10 protein-coding genes are annotated in these 17,990 nt (G+C 60.3%); 5 read left to right on the forward strand and 5 right to left on the reverse strand.

What is annotated here, in order from left to right:
* The first annotated feature begins 507 nt into the window (after window positions 1-507).
* From BGIM_RS0115935 to BGIM_RS0115950, 3 genes are all read left to right on the forward strand, one after another.
* Window positions 508-1,836, forward strand: a complete 1,329-nt coding sequence (locus BGIM_RS0115935; protein ID WP_020470751.1) for a hypothetical protein — start codon at window positions 508-510, stop codon at window positions 1,834-1,836.
* A gap of 314 nt (window positions 1,837-2,150) precedes the next feature.
* A complete protein-coding gene (locus BGIM_RS57595; protein ID WP_157369041.1) occupies window positions 2,151-5,837 on the forward strand; it encodes a serine/threonine-protein kinase in 3,687 nt (1,228 codons plus the stop codon).
* A 94-nt stretch (window positions 5,838-5,931) separates the two neighbouring features.
* The gene (locus BGIM_RS0115950) at window positions 5,932-6,336 is read left to right on the forward strand and encodes a bleomycin resistance family protein (RefSeq protein WP_020470752.1); all 405 of its coding nucleotides are present in this window, start codon (window positions 5,932-5,934) and stop codon (window positions 6,334-6,336) included.
* Between the two features lie 28 nt (window positions 6,337-6,364).
* Here the strand turns inward: BGIM_RS0115950 and BGIM_RS57600 are convergent, their stop codons facing one another.
* The 4 genes from BGIM_RS57600 to BGIM_RS65850 form a co-directional block, all read right to left on the reverse strand.
* Entirely contained in the window at window positions 6,365-11,287 is a 4,923-nt protein-coding gene (locus BGIM_RS57600; protein ID WP_020470753.1) for a PAS domain S-box protein, read from the reverse strand.
* 5 nt (window positions 11,288-11,292) lie between these two features.
* Entirely contained in the window at window positions 11,293-12,102 is an 810-nt protein-coding gene (locus tag BGIM_RS59825) for a response regulator (RefSeq protein WP_020470754.1), read from the reverse strand.
* 4 nt (window positions 12,103-12,106) lie between these two features.
* Complete coding sequence (locus BGIM_RS0115965; RefSeq protein ID WP_020470755.1) at window positions 12,107-13,642, reverse strand: PAS domain-containing sensor histidine kinase; 1,536 nt, start codon at window positions 13,640-13,642, stop codon at window positions 12,107-12,109.
* A 139-nt stretch (window positions 13,643-13,781) separates the two neighbouring features.
* Window positions 13,782-14,126 (reverse strand): hypothetical protein, encoded by a 345-nt coding sequence (locus BGIM_RS65850; RefSeq protein WP_157369043.1) that lies wholly within the window; start codon window positions 14,124-14,126, stop codon window positions 13,782-13,784.
* A gap of 142 nt (window positions 14,127-14,268) precedes the next feature.
* Between BGIM_RS65850 and BGIM_RS0115980 the strand changes: the two genes are divergently transcribed.
* A complete protein-coding gene (locus BGIM_RS0115980; protein ID WP_020470757.1) occupies window positions 14,269-15,267 on the forward strand; it encodes a DUF1559 domain-containing protein in 999 nt (332 codons plus the stop codon).
* Here the strand turns inward: BGIM_RS0115980 and BGIM_RS0115985 are convergent.
* Window positions 15,262-16,353 carry a PDDEXK nuclease domain-containing protein gene (locus tag BGIM_RS0115985; protein WP_020470758.1) on the reverse strand — a complete coding sequence of 364 codons (1,092 nt, stop codon included), beginning with the start codon at window positions 16,351-16,353 and terminating at the stop codon, window positions 15,262-15,264. The genes BGIM_RS0115980 and BGIM_RS0115985 overlap by 6 nt on opposite strands.
* Before the next feature lie 213 nt (window positions 16,354-16,566).
* Here BGIM_RS0115985 and BGIM_RS0115990 point away from each other — a divergent pair, with 213 nt between their 5' ends.
* Complete coding sequence (locus tag BGIM_RS0115990) at window positions 16,567-17,940, forward strand: DUF1501 domain-containing protein (protein ID WP_020470760.1); 1,374 nt, start codon at window positions 16,567-16,569, stop codon at window positions 17,938-17,940.
* Window positions 17,941-17,990 lie beyond the last annotated feature (50 nt).

Genomic DNA, 17,990 nt, shown 5'->3' on the forward strand with positions numbered 1-17,990 from the left:
TCTCGTTCCCGGCGGGCCGGATCACTTCCTCATGAACTGATCGATGCCCTCCGCCTTCCAAACCTTCAACGTGAAGCGGTCCTTCGGATCGATCCGAACGCCGATCGCGTTGACTGGCACCGAATGTCGTTTCTGAATTTCGATCCACGTTAGTTTAATGCTCGGATTCAACGGCATGACACAACTTTATGGGAGAGAGAAAGTCGTCACCGTTTGTTACGGGAATGTCAGAACATAGAGGATGTCCGACCGCCCCGCCAGCGAAAAGACTTCAATCTCATTCACGAGAATAAACGCCCGATACGCCCGCTCCTTCATCGTTTGAGTTGTCCGCACGAGTCATTAAATCTTTTGCAGAGCAACCCTGACCCGCAATATAGAATACAAAATGCTCGCGTGTGTTTGATGAACCGAAGTAATTTGAAAAAACGGCCGTTTCGGGCAAACGCCCTCGGCGCCTGCTTCTGATGTTTGCGGGCCGTTTTTGCCCCATTCTTCGCGGTAATCATGAACAAACTTTCCGTGGCGTGCGTTCTGGCGTTGCTCTGGTTGATCCTGCCTCAACCATCAGCCAACGCCCAATTTGAGCAAGAGAGAGCCAGCGCCAAAGACGAATTACCACGTCCGGATGAAGTTCCCACGGAGGAAATTGCCTGGAAGAAGTTTCTGGAACATTTGGGAAAAGGGCCGGTGTGTCAGGTGGAGATTCTCACTCGTGAACGACCGGAAGGAGGGCTCTTTTACTTTCGAGTTTTGGTTAGCCGAGCCTGTCCGTTCCCGATCATGAGGGGGTTTGGAATCGACCGCGACGACAAGTGCATTCCCCCGCCCGATCCCAGGCATAACCAATTCCAAGACCTGAAGCGATTGGTCGTTCAGAACAGGAACCCGGCAAGCCCGCCACTGGCTTTTCACAACCACTCAACGGGGGTGTGGTTTCAAGAACCTGTCACTCCCGGCAAGGAGTTGACGCTGTTGACGGACTGCGTGGGCGAAAGCGGCCGCTTGCCGGAGAAGCCGGGGCAAATCGAAATGGTGTATCACAAGGCACTGTTTCGGATCGAACACCTCACCGCCGCCCAGGTCGAAAAGGCCGAACCGCTTCGGCAGAACGCGGCTTTCTTTCGGGATCGCGTCGCCGCCATTCAGAAGGAAGCCATCGCGGCGCATCGTGTCAAACCAATCACGGATGAACGTCTGTTAATCCAAGCCTCCCAGCTCTTTCAAGACCCGGTTTTCAACGATGAACTCCGGGCCAAACTCAGCAAATGGATTGATCGCCCCACGAAAGAACTTGCCCACAAAGACGATGATCGGTTTCTTGCCATCATTCCAAATCTTCTCACCTACGCGCTCGCGAGGTCCGGGGAGCCGAAGGATTTTGAGCTTTTCCATCGTTTGGCGCGCCGACACCCACAGTTGGCCGGGGCCATTAAGCACCAAACACTCATCTTGCTGGATCACGCCGGGGGCGCCCAGGCTCGCGATCTGGCGAGCGATCTCATGAAAAATCCCGCTCCGGCCGATAGCCACCATCTGCCGGAATACGAACTGCTTCGGAAACTCGATCCCGACATCCCTGAACACACGGAGGGAGATCGGTTTTTGCTCATGATGACGCATTTGTTCAAATTAAAGCCCGCCGACTTCGGATTGCGAATGGCCGAGTCTCGCTGGCTTGAACTGGCGGACCGGCGTGAATTTTCTCCGGGGGAACTGCAAGACATGCGTGAGAAAGTCAAAAATGAGAGCGGCCCTTGGATGATGATGAGGGAGTCGGATCGAAAATCGGGCCAGGAAGCCGCGTTAAAGTGGATTGCCGGACGAAAGCCGTGATCCCAATTCAATTGAGACCCGATCCGGCCTTGACGGGGATTCCGGAAGAAGGGGTTTCCAAATTCTTCTGAAAACAAATCCCCTTCATTGGATTGACACGCCGCCCATGAGTAATTTATAATCCGGCTAGTTTGCGGAAGCTGCGCGCTGCACGGCTTCCGGGTGGACAAGGACTGTCCGAGTCCTTTCATGACGTCGTGGAGTCGGGTGTCGCGGGATAATCTATCCCCCCGAATCACGGCAGGTATCGAATTTGGCTCGTGTCGCTTCCGGCCTTCTCCAAGCCGGACGGGGCGGGCGGTGATGGGCCGTCAATGGCTGCACCCCTGACACCGGATCCCTCGGGCCGCTCGGCCGGACCTCCTTTTTTCGGGGGAGGGACGCCCGTCCGCGCTGATGGTTCGTCCGCACGAACTCGACTTTCCAAAACCGGCTCCTCGGCCAATCAACCCGTTGGCCCGGAGGAACCAACCTCCCCGACCACCCCGTTGGCCGAATCCCGGTCGGATGAAAGTCCGACCATTCTGTCGTCCATGCGACCTCGCAATGCCTTCGACGCAATGCTGACCGGCACGTTCGCCGGCCGGACGCTCGGGCATTTTGAAATGCTGGAGATTGTCGGCAGCGGCGGGATGGCAGCCGTCCTCAAGGCTCGCGACCTCGATCTCGGCCGGTTTGTCGCCCTGAAGATTTTGCCGCCGGAAATGGCGGTTGACACTGAGAATGTCAACCGCTTCAAGCAGGAGGCCCGCGCCGCCGCCAAACTGGATGATGATCACATCGCCCGTGTTTACCACTGCGGCGAAGATCAGGGGCTGAACTTCATCGCCTTCGAGTTTGTCGAGGGGGAAAATCTCCGGCAGCGGATGGAGGCTTGTGGCGGGAAGATTCCCGTGCGGGATTCCATCCGGCTCATGTATCAGGTGGCCAAGGGGCTGGCCCACGCCTCCGAACGCGGCGTCGTCCACCGGGACATCAAGCCATCCAACATCATCGTCACGCCGGACGGCAACGCGAAGATCGTGGACATGGGGTTGGCCCGCAGCTTGCTGGATGTGCGGGCCAGCGGCCAGCTCACCCACTCCGGCGTCACGCTCGGCACATTCGATTACATCTCCCCGGAACAAGCCATCGAGCCGCGACTGGCTGATGTGCGGAGCGATATTTACAGCCTCGGTTGCACGTTCTACCATCTGCTCACCGGCCATGTTCCGGTGCCCGAGGGGACCGTCGCCCGCAAGCTGGATGCCCACAAGAACCTGATCCCGACGGACCTTCGCCAATACAACCCGGAGGTTCCCGCCGAACTGGCGAACATCATCAACCGGATGATGGCCAAGGAACCGGATCAACGCTATCAGCACCCGGACGTGCTGGCCGGGCAGCTTCGCGATCTGGCCCGCAAGATGGACGTGGTGTTGGAGCCGACGGCCGACGCCTCCCGCTTGCGGGAACCGACGGCGGCGAAGTGGCTGACCTTTGGCCGGGTGATGGGCACGCTGGCCGTTGTGTTGCTCGCAGTGTTGGTCGGGTTGAACATCAACGAACGGATGAGCCGGAAGAAAGACCCGGTCATCGTCGAAGGGGTGGTCAGTAACCCGACGACCCACGGTGTCGAACCGCTCGACAAATCAAAAGACCACAAAGACCCGGAGCCGCCCAAGAAAGAGCCGGAAAAGAAGGATCTCCCCCCGAGCGGCCCCCGCGAGGCCAACAACCTCGGCGACTTGCTGAGCCTTCTGAAACTGGGGGCCAAACACATCCGGCTCACCGGGTCCGATTATGATCTGGCCCGCTATCTGGACAAGGACAATCAGCCGGTCGAAGCGCTCTTCAACGGAGAGGATCTTCGCATCGAGGGGGTCGGCCAGCCGACCGTGCGGCTCGGCTTCACCCCGCCCGGCAAAACCCGCCCGAAGGCGATGACCCTGAAAGGCCCCGGCGACGGCCGGGGATCGCTGACCATTCGCGGCGTGCGGTTTCAATTCCCCTCGGCCGAAGGCGATTCGGAAAACGCCGGGCTGCTCATCAGCCAGTTCGGCCGGGTTACCGTGGAAGCCTGTACATTTACGTCATCGTTTAAGGGAGGCCGCGACGGCCGGGATGGCCCGGCGGAACTGGCCGTCGATTCGGTCGGTTGCAACCTCACGCTGACGCAGTGCTATTTCGCCCCCGGTTACGTGGGGGTCCGGCTGGACGCCCCGACCCATCTCTCGGCTACGGAATGCGCCTTCGCCCCGCACCACGCCGCCATCCGGGTGATGAAGGACGACGACACAAGCGATTCCGAACTGGTCTTCAAGCAATGTTCCGCGTTGCTCACCTCGGGCACCTTGGTGGAAATCGGGGATAACGTCGGTTGTGCCGTGCAAGCCGGCCACTGCATCTTCGGCGGGATGGATCGCTATGGCCCGTTCTCGCCCGTCTCCACCGTGATCCGGCAGCGGGGAAGCCGGGCTTCCGGCACCCGCTTCGAGTCCGCCAAGCAGGACGAAGACGGCCCGGTGATGCCGAACGTCTATCACAATGTGGTTCCGTATGAAGAAGGCGAAGTTTATTACACATTCGCCGATTGTGCCCGCGAACGTATCCCCGTCCGCGATTCGGACAAGCAATTGCTCAAGGCCCCGTGGCTGGAAAAAGACCCTCTCTCCTTCCTCGTCGGCAGCACGGCCGACGCGAAGCGGGCCTTCTCCCCGAACGTGAAACTGGCGGCCCTGCGGGTGCCAAGCAATCCGAATTGGGAAATGCTCGGCGCCCGGTATCTCGGCACGGTTCCGCTCTACGGCCTGCCACTGTCCCCGCCCGATTCCGAGCCTCGCGACCCGACCATCAAGATCTGGGATCCCAGCCTCCCGGAGTTCTCGCAGACACCCGCTCCGCAAGGGGTTTATCGCAAACTGAAGGTGGCTCTGGATGCGATGAAGAAGGGCGACACGCTCTTGATCCGGCATACGGGGAAGCTGGAAGTTGATCCGTGCGAGTTTGAAAAGGCGGAAACGGACATCACCATCAAGCCGGAAGCGAATCACAAACCGATCTTGGTTCCCGCCCCGTCCACGCTGAAGCGTTCGCCGGCCATGTTCAAGCTGTTCGGCGGCCGGCTGGCGCTGGACGGCCTGCACATCCATTTGTTGCATGATCGCGTGCCTGCCCTCGCCGTGCTGGCGGGCGGGGGACAGTTTGAGTTCCGCAACGGCCTGCTGACCTTTGAGGAAGGGGAGGATTTTTCCGCCGTTACCCTCGCGGACCCGCGAGGCGAAATGATGATGATGGGAGCCGTTCCCGCCGACCGCTGGCCGATTCCGAAGATCGTGATTGAAAATTCCGTCATCCGCGGCCACGGCCGGGTGTTCAACGTGCAGGGAAGCCGGCCGTTCGAGGCGGAAGTGAAGAACACGCTGGTGGTCGTGGACGGTTTGTTTCTGGACATCCACCCCTCGAACGGCGATCCCTCCGGGGCGGGCAGCGGCCTCGTGAAACTTCATTGCCTCACCTATTGCGGCACCGGCCCCCTTGTCCATCTGCGGGCAACGGACAAGAAAAACGACGTCGGCGCCGCCGGCCTGACCAAGACGGAAATCACCGCTTCCAACTGCGTGATCCTGCCTCCGGCCGACTCCCACGATCCGATTATTCTGGCCGAACGGATCGACAGCAAAGATCAACTGGCCATGTGGGTGTCGTGGAAGGGCAAGAACAACATCTTTGCGATGGCCAAGGGCCGCCCCGTGATCGAGATGCGCCCGGTCGATCTGGCGGCCAACCCGCCGAAGGTGATCGACGCCGAACACTGGGCCGACCTGGCCGGGGAAGACACCGAACCGCTGGGCAACGTGAAAATCGACGGCAACCTCCCCGCCCTGAGCCGCCCCGGCGCTTTCGTCGCCGCCCGCCCGGCCGACTTCCGCATCAAATCCATCTCCCCGAAGATGCCCGACCGCCCCGCCGATACCGGCGCCCAGGCCGAGGGCTTGCCGAAGCAGTATCAGGAAGAATAACCGGCGGGGCTTTGGCCGCTTCTTTGCCGACAAGACAAGCAACAGATCACATTGATCCTCGCATTTTCACATTTGGCAAAGGCAATCCCAAACCATGAATGTCGTGCATCTGACACCGATTCTCAATGTCTCCAGTCTGGACGAGAGCTTCGGCTGGTTCGAGAAACTTGGCTGGAAAAGAGGCTGGGCTTATGGCGAGCCGCCGACATTCGGAATGGTGAGTTGCGGGAAGTGCCAGATCTTCCTGTGCAAAGGCGCCCAAGGATCGCGGGGCGGCCCGGCGCCCCAACACGCCGGGGACGAGGACACCGGCGGCGTTTGGATGAGCTGGTGGGTGGGATCGCCGGCCGAAGTGGATGAGGCCCACGCGCTGGCATTGCGGCACGGCCTGACAGTGACGTGGCCGCCGACCGACGAACCTTGGGGCGTCCGCGAATGTCACATCCGACACCCGGACGGCCACACCTTTCGGATCAGCGCGGGGAACGAGAAAGAATAACAAACACGGTGGTTTCATCGTGCTATTGTCAGTGGCCGTCGAGGACTTCCCGCACCTTGGCGGCCAGCGACATCGGAGTGAACGGCTTCTGAAGGAACGCCACGTCGGCTTCCAAGATTCCATGACGGACGACGGCATCGTCCGTGTATCCGGACAGGAACAAAACCTTGATCGTGGGATGCAAGGCCGCCGTTCGCTCGGCAACCTCGCGGCCGCCAATCCGGGGCATCACCACATCCGTCACCAACAGATCGATCCGATTCTTGTGTTCGGCGACAAGTTTCACCGCCTCATCCCCGTCTCGGGCCTCCAAAACAGTGTATCCGCAGCCTCCCAAGACCCGTTTGGCAAACGCCCGGACGGCTTCCTCGTCCTCCACCAAGAGAATGGTCTCTCTTCCCTTCGGCATGGCGGCCCGGAACTGACCCGATTTGGAGGCGGCCGGATGGACATCGATCTGGGGGAAGTAAACCTTGAACGTGGTTCCGCGTCCCAACTCGCTGTAGACCCCCACATGGCCGCCGGCTTGCCTCACAATCCCGTGCAGCGTGGCCAGCCCGATTCCGGTGCCCCGGTCCCCCTTGGTGCTGAAGAATGGCTCGAAGATCCGGGCGACCGTCGCGGCGCTCATTCCCGAACCGGTGTCGGTGACGGCCAGCAAGACATGCGGCCCCGGCCGGGCGTCCGGATGGGTGCGGGTGTAATTCTCGTCCAGTTCGACGTTCCGCACCTCGATCATGAGCCGACCGCCCCGCGGCATGGCATCACGGGCGTTCACCACCAAATTCAGGATCACTTGTTCCATCTGGCTGGGGTCGGCCATCACGGCGCCGACACGCGGGTCGGATGTGACGGTCAGTTGAATATCCTCGCCAACGATCCGGCGAAGCATTCGCCCGACATCAGCCACGACCTCTTTCAGATCCAGCGACTTCGGCTCGATGATGGCCTTGCGGCTGAAGGTCAGCAGTTGCCGGGTCAGCCCGCTGGCCCGTTCCCCGGCATCGACGATTTCGCGAACCAATTCCCGCATCGGATCATCGGCCGACACGCTCCCGAGGATCATCTCGCCGTATCCGTTGATGACAGTAAGCAGATTGTTGAAGTCGTGGGCCACCCCGCCCGCCAGCCGGCCGACGGCCTCCATCTTCTGCGATTGCCGGAACTGGTCCTCAAGATGTTTTCGCTCGGTGATGTCCGACCACGCGCCGACCGCTTCCGTCGGCGCGCCCGAAGCGTCACGAATCAGGCGGATTTCGCCTCGGGTCCACCGGTAGTTTCCGTCCGCATGGCGGAAACGGTATTCATGGGCGACATGTCCCTGGCCGAAGAGGCCCGCCACATTCCGGGCGACCACCGCCTCCCGCTCCTCCGGGTGGAGGTTGTCCGGCCACCAGTTTCTGGCGTAGGCATCGGCGGGGGCATAGCCGAGCATCTCGCGAAGATTATCGCTGATCCAGCTCATTCCCCGGATCTGGTTGTCTGAAACGATCAACGTGAAAAGAACCGCCGGGCTGGAGGCGAGCACATGGGTCAGTCGTTGCTGAACCTGCCGTAACTCCGCCTCGGCCTGTTTGCGTTCGGTGATGTCCCGAACCGCCGCGACCACATATTCACGATCCGCGAGAATGAAGTTCAGGTTGATTTCGACCGGAAAAGTCGAACCATCTTTCCGCCGATGGATGCTCTCGAATGACCGAGTTTCGTTTTGGCGGCGTGAATGAATCACCCTGGCCCATGAGGCGGTGGAAACAAGGGGATCAATATCGGGGACGCCCAGTTCCAGCATTTCCTCGCGGGTGTAGCCGTGGGCGACACAGGTTCGCTCGTTTACGTCGAGATACCGGCCCGTCAGCGGGTCAACCACTTCGATCCCGTCCGTGGCCTGATCGATCAGGGAGCGGAACAGCCGAAGCCCCTCCTCGACCCGTTTCCGTTCGATGAACTGGCCGACCTGACTGCCGAGACTGTCAAACATGCGAAGCAATTCGTCATCGGGCCGGCGGCTCTCCCGGCTGAAAAACTCCGCGACCCCCAAGACTTCGTGTCCGAATTCGATGGGGAAACCAAAACCGCTTCGCAGCCCGGCTTTCGTCGCCGACGCGACTCGGGGAAAATTCATCTCCTTCGCAAAATCAGCGATCCACAGTGACCGCCCGGAAGCCCAGACCCGGCCCGGCAAACCCACCCACGGGGCAAAGGTGATTCGCCGCGACAGATCATGGAATTCATGAGCATCCAGATCCTCGGCATGCCAGAGATCGAGGTGGGTCATGGCTTTTGCCTGATGATCCAACACCCAAAAACCGCCGATGTCCCACCCGGTGTACTCACAGACGGCCCGCAAGAGTTTCGGCGCCGCCTCCCGCAAGTCGGCCGCCTGCGCGAGAATGCTGACGACGGCATGCTGCGTCATCAGGCGTTGCTCTCCTCCCTTCCGGTCGGTGATGTTCTGAAAAGTTCCCTGCGCCCCTTTGATAGCGCCGTGGGCATCCCGGACAGCCTCGCCGATAACCCTCACCCAAAGACGTTCCCCCCGAAGGGTGTCTGTCTGCACTTCCAAATCGAACGGGATTCCTCCTCGCACGCAAGCGTCAAAAGCCTCCCGCACAGTGTCTCGATATTCGGGTGTGTAGTAATGCAGCCCTTCCTCGACCCCCGGACTTTGATTCGGCGCCAATCCATAGATGGCTCGCAATTCCTCGGACCAAATCACGTTGAGATCCGGCAGTTCCACCGCCCAGGCCCCCATGCGTCCCACCCGGCTGGCCATGCTGAGAATCGCCTGGCTTCGCCGCAGGTCATCCTCGGTGCGTTTGCGGTCGGTGATGTCCCGCGAGATGCCGATGGTGCCGATGATGTCGCCCCGCGCACCCCGATACGGCCCCTTGGTCGCCAGATAGATGCGGGTCTCGCCGGCTGCGGTGAGCGTTTCCTCCTCGGTTTCGACTTGCCCCGTGGCCGCGACCCGGCGGTCTCTCGCCATCACCAGCGCCGCCCCGGCCGGGTCGAACAATTCCGTGTCGTCACGACCGAGGACGTGGGACGCTGGCATTCCGACGAACCGGGCGGCCGCCTCGTTGAACAAAAGATACTTGCCTTCCCGGTCCTTTACAAACACGGCGTCGGTGGTTCCGTCTGCCACCGCCCGAAGCAATTCGGCGGAACGCCTGCTGTCAGCCTCGGCGTTTTTCCGGTCGGTGATATCCCAGGCCATTCCCCCGAGCAGCCGTTTCTGGCCGCCATCAAGGAGCGGAAATTTCATCACCAGCCAGGTTGATTCGTCGCCAAGCAACCGGACGGTCTCCTCCCTTTGGATGCTCGCGTTCAGGGCGAGACATTGCAAATCACCGACCCGGAGCGTGTCGGCCGTCTCGCGCGGCCACAACTCATGGTCATTCTTTCCCCGCCAGTCGGGAACCTTCCCGTCGAATCGCCGAATCCATGTTGCGTTGACATAGACATAACGACCGTCTTCATCCTTGATAAACGCGACCGCCGGGGCGTTGTCCATGAACGCCCGGAAGCGCTCCTCGCTCGCCGAGACGGCCTCCTCGGCCCGCTTCCGGTCGGTGATGTCCTGAACCTGCGCGACGTACTGGAGCGGCCAGCCGTCCGGCCCGCGAATCAGGGAGATGTTCGTCAGGCCCCAAAAGACGCGGCCATCCCGATGGAGGTATCGCTTCTCCATTTGGAAAAATTGCCCGGTCCCGGTGAGCAATTCATTCCGGCGGGCCAGGCTCTCGGCCAGATCATCCGGATGCGTGACGTCGGCCACCGTCAGCCCGATCATCTCGGCCGGGGCATAGCCAAACAACCGGGCAAACGCGGCGTTCACCCGGATGGCCCGGTTGTCGAGATCGGTGATGACCGTGGCGACGCCCGTGTGCTCGAACGCCCCGCGAAAGCGCTCCTCGCTCTCCCGTAGCGCCTCCTCGCCGCGTTTCCGCTCGGAGGCTTCTTCGGCCAGTTTCGAGGCATGTTGAAGAAGATCCCGGTACAGACTGCCGTTCTCGTAGATTCGGCCGACCTGGCCCCCGAGCATCATGACAAGCCGCTCATCTTCCTCCGTGAAGGCATCGGCGCCGACTTTGTCGAGCAGACACACCCAGCCGTAGACTTTGGAAGGGGAGGCGAGGGGAGCCGCGAGAATCGCCCCGGCGGCGGGAAACCCCGGCGGAAGGCCGATTGCCTCCAGACTGTGGCGATTGGCGGCGCGGAAACTGCGCCCGGCCGCGAGGACACTGCCAAGGACGCCCGTGAGAGGAGCGGGACGGCCGATCCGGGCGGACATGGCGACATCCATCCCGCTGGTGATGACAAAGCGGTACGCGCCGCCGCCGTTCAAGACACCGACCACGGCGTATCGGGCGCCGACAATTTCCCGGGCGGCGGAGCCAAACGCCTCGATGATCTTGGCCGGATCACGTTCCGAACCGAGCCGCTGGCCCAATTCAACCAAGACAGTCAGCCGCTCATTGGTCCGGCGGAGTTCGTCGGCTTTTTCAGAAAGTTTGTCCGTCAATAACCGCATGTGTTCATGATCGAATTTCGTTTCGTCCGCGACGGGGGGGGCCGGCGCGACGAGGCCAAGGGCGGCCTCCACGGTCCGCAGAACCAATTCCGGTTCGCAAGGCTTGGTCAGGACAGCGGCGGCGCCACAAGCGGCGGCCAGTTTCCGGGCCTCGGGTTCGTGATAGTGGGCGGTGCAGAAAATGACCGGTGTGTCCGCGAGGCGGGGATCTGCCCGCATCAGCCGGACGAACTCATACCCGTCCATCGTCGGCATCAGGATGTCGGTGATCACCAAGTCCGGCCGCTCGGTTCGGGCAAGCTCAAGACCTTCGGCTCCGTCCGCCGCCTCCAGCAACCGATGGCCGCCGTAGCCGAGCAGGGCGACGAGAAACTCGCGGTTCACAGGCCGGTCATCAACAAGCAAAATGGTGGCCATGACTGCTACTTTCCCGCCTCAAGGAGACAGGCTTCGATTTCGGCGAGAAAAACGTCCGGCTCGATGGGTCGAAAGAGGAACCTTGCCGCTCCGAGGGCCAGTCCCCCGGCCCGGTCTTTTTCGTTCGTCATCGTTGAGGTCAGAAAAACAAACGGGATCTTCGCGAGTCGAGGGTCGGCCTTGACTGCCTTGATGAAATCATAGCCGCTTTCCCCGGACATGCAAACATCGGAAATGATCAGATCAAATGGCTGGCTCCGGGCGAGAGCCAGCCCTTGTTCAATCCCCTCGGCGGTCATCACCAAGTGGCCGTGTGGTTCGAGGATGCACCGGGCCAGATCAAGATTGACCGGCAGGTTGTCCACCACCAGTATCTTGTGCCGCATCGACACTCCGGGCGGGACGACGGCCAGAATTGATTGCGAGCCGGCGCCGGAAGATCGCTTTTCCATCCGGAGGAACGTCTCCACTTGGGGCACGAACATTTCCGGATCAATGGGCTTGGCGAGATAGCCGTCGAACCCGGCGGCCAGCAATCTTTCACGGTCGCCGACCATCGCCAGGGCCGTCACCGCAATGAGCGGAACTTTCCGCCTCGCCGGGTTCGCCTTGAGTCGGCGGGCCACTTCATAACCGCCGATGACCGGCAAATGAACGTCACAGATGATGAGATCAAACTCCTCGCCGGACGCGGCATCCAACCCCGCCCCGCCATCCGTGGCCGTGCGAGGTTCGTACCCGAACGCCCGGAGCAGGTAGCTCATCAGTTCCAGATTCGCCAGATTGTCCTCGATCACGAGGATGCGCGCCGACATGGATTCATCTCCCGGCCAGTTGAAGCGAAAACTTGCTGCCGCGACCAAGCTCGCTTTGCAGGATGATCTGGCCGCCGAGCAACTCGGCCAGTTTTCCACTGAGATGCAACCCCAGACCGGTTCCGTCCTGGCGACGTTTCACCGAGGAGTCAACTTGGGTGAACGCCTGAAACAATTTCGCCTGATCCTCGGGGCGGATGCCGATCCCCGTGTCTGTCACGATGAATTCGGTCACCATCCGCCCCTCGGTCTCCCGCCGAATGACTTCGAGGGAGACGCCGCCGGTCTCCGTGAACTTGATCGCATTGTTGACCAGATTAAGCAGAATCTGGCTTAGCGCCCGCCGGTCGGACTTGATGGCCAGATCGACCGGCGAAACCCGTGACTCAAACCGCAGCCCCTTCTTCTCGGCCAGCGGCCGCAGGGCTGTGACGACTTCTTGAATCACCGTCTGGCAGACAATCGATTCGGATTGCAGTTCCACCTTGCCGGACTCAATCTTGGCCAGGTCGAGCAGATCATTAATCAGCGAGAGCAAATGCCGGGCACTGGTCTGGACGGTCCGGAGTTGCTTCTCTTGGTCGGTCGTCAAGGGGCCGGGAAGCCTCATCAACAAGGTGCCAGTGAAGCCAAGGATGGCGTTCAGGGGTGTGCGCAACTCATGGCTCATCGTCGCCAGAAAGTTGTCCTTCGCCCGGCTGGCCTTCTCCAGTTCAATGTTCTTTTCCTGAAGCGTTCGCTCCACCTGCTTCCGGTCGGTGATGTCCCGGATCGAACTGCTGACAAGCATCCCCTCCTCGGTCTCCAACGGGCTGAGGCTGATCTCGACCGGGAATTCACTGCCATCTTTGCGAAGACCGTACAGATCGACGCCCGCGCCCATCGGCCGGACTCGCGGGGAGCGAAAAAAAACATTGCGGTATTCCGGATGGGCGGCCCGGAGCCTCGTGGGAACCAAAGTCTCGATCATCTGCCCGAGCAATTCGTCCCGCGTGTATCCGAACAACCGTTCGGTCTGCGAATTGATGAGAACAATCTCGCCGGTCCGGTTGACAATGACCATCGCATCCGGGGCGGACTCCAGCAGGCCGCGAAACTTGGTCTCGGCCTTCTTTCGCTGGGTGACATCGCGGACCGCGCTGATGACGTATTTCCCGGAGCCAGTGTCGAGCGGGCTGAGACTGATCTCGACCGGGAATTCGGTTCCGTCCTTGCGCAGCCCGTAGAGTTCGCGGCCTTCGCCCATCGACCGGACCCGAGGCTCGCGGGCGTAGTTGATGCGATGGGCCGGATGGTTGCCCCGGAACCGTTCGGGGACAAGCATCTCGACCATCTGTCCGACCAGTTCGTCCCGGTGGAAACCGAACACCCGTTCGACTTGAGAATTGACCAACGCGATCTGACCCGCCTCGTCGACCAGTAGCATGGCATCCGGGGCCGACTCCAGCAACCCTCGAAACTTCTCCTCCGCCAGCGCCCGGTCGGGTATGGAACGAACATCATTTTGCTCGGCGGGGACGCCGGGAGGGTTCGGAGTCATGTTCGTTTCAGTCCATGGATTTGAACCACGAATTATTCGGCGTCATCCCGTCGTTGCGGGGGTGGCGTTATTTCAAATCAAGCGAGTATCGCCGCGACCGCTCTGATGGGATTGAAAGCGAGTGAAATTTCCTCGCAACTCATCCCAAAACAGAGCGAAACGTCAAGGTGGGTGATGAAATCGGCTTGCGATAGGGATACCCTATCCGACCTGACAAAGCCGAACAAGCAAATTCGGGCCAAGATTGGCGAGCCGAACGGTCGTTATTCGGCGAATGATCGACCTGACTCATTCTGATTATTCTTTTGCTTAAGCTGTTTTTCCTGCCGCAATATTTTACAGCCCTCCGATTTTTGCATGTTTGCCCGGATGCCAAAGTGACGCCTTCCGCCGTGGAAAGCATCAGATTTTCGGCTTGGTTGCCGACAAAAAACGCACTCGCCAAAAGAATCTTCCCAATTTCATCCCGTGAGAGAATTTTCACTGGCTGGAAACGTCTCGCTTGTTAGGATCGAACACAACTCTCCCGAAAGGGCAGGCCCGCTCTCCCGTCTGCCTGCCGTCACTCTCCTGTTCGGACTGCTGTTTTTCCCTCCTTACCTTTCATTTTTGCGAGAGCCTGACTCATGTTGCGCCTGCTTCCCAAACGCCGGGGTTTTACCCTGATTGAACTGTTGGTGGTGATTGCGATCATCGCCATCCTCATCGGCCTGCTGTTGCCGGCCGTGCAGAAGATTCGCGAAGCCGCGAATCGGATGAAGTGCCAGAACAACCTGAAACAGATTGGTCTCGGCCTCCACAATTACGAATCAGCCAACGGCGAGTTTCCGGCCGGGTGCCTGCATTCGGTCACCTCGCTGAACTGGCGGGGGCTTTTGCTGCCGCACCTTGAGCAAAACAATCTCTTCAGCCAGCTTTCGCTGACCACCAACAACGCCGCCTGGGGCGACCTCAATGCCGCCCTTCGGCGAACGCCGATGAGTGTTTACCAATGCCCCTCCAGTTCGTTGGACCCGTTTTCCACGGTCAGCGGCAACGGCGACATGGCCCTGATTCACTCGTACATCGGCATCTCCGGGGCCACCCCGGACCCGGCGGGGCGCGTCGCCGGATGCACTTGCACCAGCACCTTGTATGGCAACATGGTTTTGTCCCAGACCGGCGTGCTGACGTTCAATCGCGGCATCAAACTGGCTGAAATCACCGACGGCACCTCCAGCACAATCGCGGTCGGCGAGCAGTCCGGCAAAGTCGGCACATCTGAAATCCGGGCCTCGTATCGCGGTGGTTGGGCCGGGGCGGCGATGGACGGCGGCCCCTATGCGGGCGACGTGCAGGGGCCGCACACCGGGCCGATGAGTTCTTGGTGCCCGACCGGCACCGGGATCATCAACGACTACACGGGCGGCATCACCACCGTGGCTTATGCAAACAACAGCAAAACCGCCCCCGGCCCGGCGTCGTTCAGCTACAGCGCCAACACCATTCTGAACTCATTCCACACCGGCGGCATCACCGCCCTGCTGTCCGATGGCTCCGTGCGTTTCGTGACCGACTCGGTGAACTTCGCCAACTTCCAGAAGATGTGCGTGCGGGATGATGGATTGACCACGACGGATTCATAAGGGTGTGTTTTTCGAGGAAACTGTCCGGTTTTCTAGCCTGGCGCGAGTGTCAGCCAAAGCCCGTCGAAAACGTTCTCGCAAGACGTTTGGCGGCGGCAACTCGGTCAGATATTCGGCAACGTGAATTCCGCGTGGGCCGAGATCAAGGTATTCGACGGTTTCCTTTTTCTTCCCGGCGCACAAAATGATCGCCAGCGGGGCTTCCTCACCCGCCTGGCGTTCGTGCCGGTCCAGCCAGCGCAGATAAAGATCGACCTGCCCGGAATCGGCCGGTTTGAAATCGTTGAGTTTTAATTCGATGACAATCAATCGCCGCAACCGGCGATGGTAAAATAGCAGGTCGATGTAATAGTCGTCGCCATCCAATGTGATCCTTTTTTGTCGCTCGACAAAAGCGAACCCCGTGCCAAGTTCGAGCAAAAATCGCTCCACTTCCCGCAGCAATGCCGTCTCCAAGTCTTGTTCGGAGAACGAATCTTTCAACCCAAGAAAATCCAAGACATAAGGATCACGAAAAACCAAATCAGGCGTCAGTTGATCTTGATTCCGCAAGGCATTTAATTCGTTGCGGATTGTCTCCTCGGGCTTCTGAGAAATGGCCGTCCTCTCGTAGAGCATTGACCGGATGCGTTCCTCCAGCGTGCGAGTGCTCCATTGCTCGATCCGGCACATCTCCGCATAAAACTCACGTTGAAGCGGTTCTTTCAAATAAATGATGGCTTTGAAATGACTCCAGCCCAATTGTCTCCGCAGTGCGGAGACAATTGCCTCATCAGGGAATGCTTCGGCAAACCGGATCATATGCCGAAGCGATTTTGCTGAAAATCCCCGCCCGAATTCGGCCTCCAGTTGTGTCGCCAGACCGGTGACAATTTCTTCCCCATACCCGGCGCGATTTTCTTGGAGAATCTCCCTACGGATGTGATCGCCGACCCGCCAATAGGTTGTCGTCAGGGCGGCGTTGACCACTTGGGCGACTTGCTGCCGGGCATTGAGGATCAGCTCCCGTACTTCACCGAAGAGGTTGGGCGTCGCGGCAGCCTTCTTCGCAGAGGCTTTCTTTGGCGTGTTGCGTTTCGCGGGCATGATCGATCGAACCGGATGACGGGCTAGGGTTTCTCTGCCCCATCATCAGTCCAAACCCGCCGCCGTTCAACTTTTTTTCATTCAATGCTTGCGGCGAGCCATCACGATATGTTAAATATGATTGCCTGCCGTTGGGCGTTCTCCCGCCCGACATACCCTGCCATGCCTGTCGTCTGACGCAAAAGACGATCCCGCCTGAGAGAGAGAATTGCCATGTTGACGATTTTCGGCCGACCCAGCGAGAGCGGCGGCTTCTGTGACGGAAACTCCCGCCGGGATTTTCTCACCGTTGGCGGGGCCATCGTCGGCGGGGCGCTGGCATTGCCGAACATCCTCTCGGCCGAAACGCAATCTGGAATTCGTTCTTCGCACAAAGCCATCATCAACATTTACCTGCCCGGCGGGCCACCGCATCAGGACATGTGGGATCTCAAGCCGGACGCCCCGGTTGATATTCGCGGCGAGTTCAAGCCGATCAAGACCAACGTGCCGGGCATCGACATTTGCGAACACTTCCCCCGCATGGCCAAGATGATGGACAAGTTCGCCATCATCCGCTCCATCACCGGCTCAGCCGGCGACCACGACGCCTTCCAGTGCATGACTGGTCGCAAGCGGGACTTGAAAAAGCCCGGTTACTGGCCCGCGATGGGCGCTTGGGTGTCCAAGGCCCTCGGGCCGGTCAACCAAGCCATCCCGCCGCACCTGACGCTGATGTACCGCACCGGCGAAGCCCGCTGGGGCTATCCCGGCGACGGCGGCTTCATCGGCATGGCCCACGCCCCCTTCCGCCTCGTCGGGGACAAGGCCACCGGCATGCAATCCGAGACGATGACACTCAAGGGCATCACGCTGGAACACCTGCAAGATCGCGTCTCCCTCGGCAAAGCCTTTGACACGCTGGATCGCAAGATGGACCAGCAGGGAGTGATGAACGGGATTGATTCCTTCAGCCAGCAGGCGATGGGGATTCTCACTTCCAACAAGTTGAAGGACGCCCTCGACCTCTCGAAGGAAAAGCCGGAAATCGTCGCCCGTTACGGCGTGGACGACCCGGCCTTCGAGCGGGACGGCGCCCCCCGGATGGTCCGCAATTTCTGCATCGCCCGCCGACTGGTCGAAGCTGGTGCCCGCGTGGTGACGCTGAACTTCACCCGGTGGGACTGGCACGGGCCGGACGGGAAGAACTTCGTCCAGGGCCGCAAGGACATGCCGCTGCTGGACCAAGGCATCACCGCCCTCATCTCCGACCTGCACGAACGCGGCCTGAGCGACGATGTTTCCGTCGTGGTCTGGGGTGAATTCGGCCGGACCCCGCGCATCAACAAGGACGCCAGCCGCGACCACTGGCCGCAAGTCAGTTGCGCCCTGATGGCTGGCGGCGGCATGAAAATGGGTCAGGTCATCGGTGCCACCAACCGCCTCGGCGAATACGCCGTCGCCCGCCCGGTGACGCATCAAGAAGTCTTCGCCACCCTCTATTCCCGCTTGGGCTTGGATCTCAGCAAAGTGACGATTCAAGACGCCACCGGCCGTCCGCAATTCTTGGTTGAAGACGACACGGCGCCGATCAAGGAATTGATGTGATGGAATGACCAATGGGGCGTTATGCTAGTTGCGGGAAGGCCAGTCGCTTG

Origin of the sequence: Zavarzinella formosa DSM 19928 (genome assembly GCF_000255705.1) — a bacterium.
GTDB lineage: Bacteria > Planctomycetota > Planctomycetia > Gemmatales > Gemmataceae > Zavarzinella > Zavarzinella formosa.

Excerpts from the sequence above, each read along its gene's own strand:
- BGIM_RS0115935 (WP_020470751.1), top strand. The coding sequence starts at position 508 with ATGAACAAACTTTCCGTGGCGTGCGTTCTGGCGTTGCTCTGGTTGATC.
- BGIM_RS57595 (WP_157369041.1), top strand. The coding sequence starts at position 2,151 with ATGGCTGCACCCCTGACACCGGATCCCTCGGGCCGCTCGGCCGGACCT.
- BGIM_RS0115950 (WP_020470752.1), top strand. The coding sequence starts at position 5,932 with ATGAATGTCGTGCATCTGACACCGATTCTCAATGTCTCCAGTCTGGAC.
- BGIM_RS57600 (WP_020470753.1), bottom strand. The coding sequence starts at position 11,287 with ATGGCCACCATTTTGCTTGTTGATGACCGGCCTGTGAACCGCGAGTTT.
- BGIM_RS59825 (WP_020470754.1), bottom strand. The coding sequence starts at position 12,102 with ATGTCGGCGCGCATCCTCGTGATCGAGGACAATCTGGCGAATCTGGAA.
- BGIM_RS0115965 (WP_020470755.1), bottom strand. The coding sequence starts at position 13,642 with ATGACTCCGAACCCTCCCGGCGTCCCCGCCGAGCAAAATGATGTTCGT.
- BGIM_RS0115980 (WP_020470757.1), top strand. The coding sequence starts at position 14,269 with ATGTTGCGCCTGCTTCCCAAACGCCGGGGTTTTACCCTGATTGAACTG.
- BGIM_RS0115985 (WP_020470758.1), bottom strand. The coding sequence starts at position 16,353 with ATGCCCGCGAAACGCAACACGCCAAAGAAAGCCTCTGCGAAGAAGGCT.
- BGIM_RS0115990 (WP_020470760.1), top strand. The coding sequence starts at position 16,567 with ATGTTGACGATTTTCGGCCGACCCAGCGAGAGCGGCGGCTTCTGTGAC.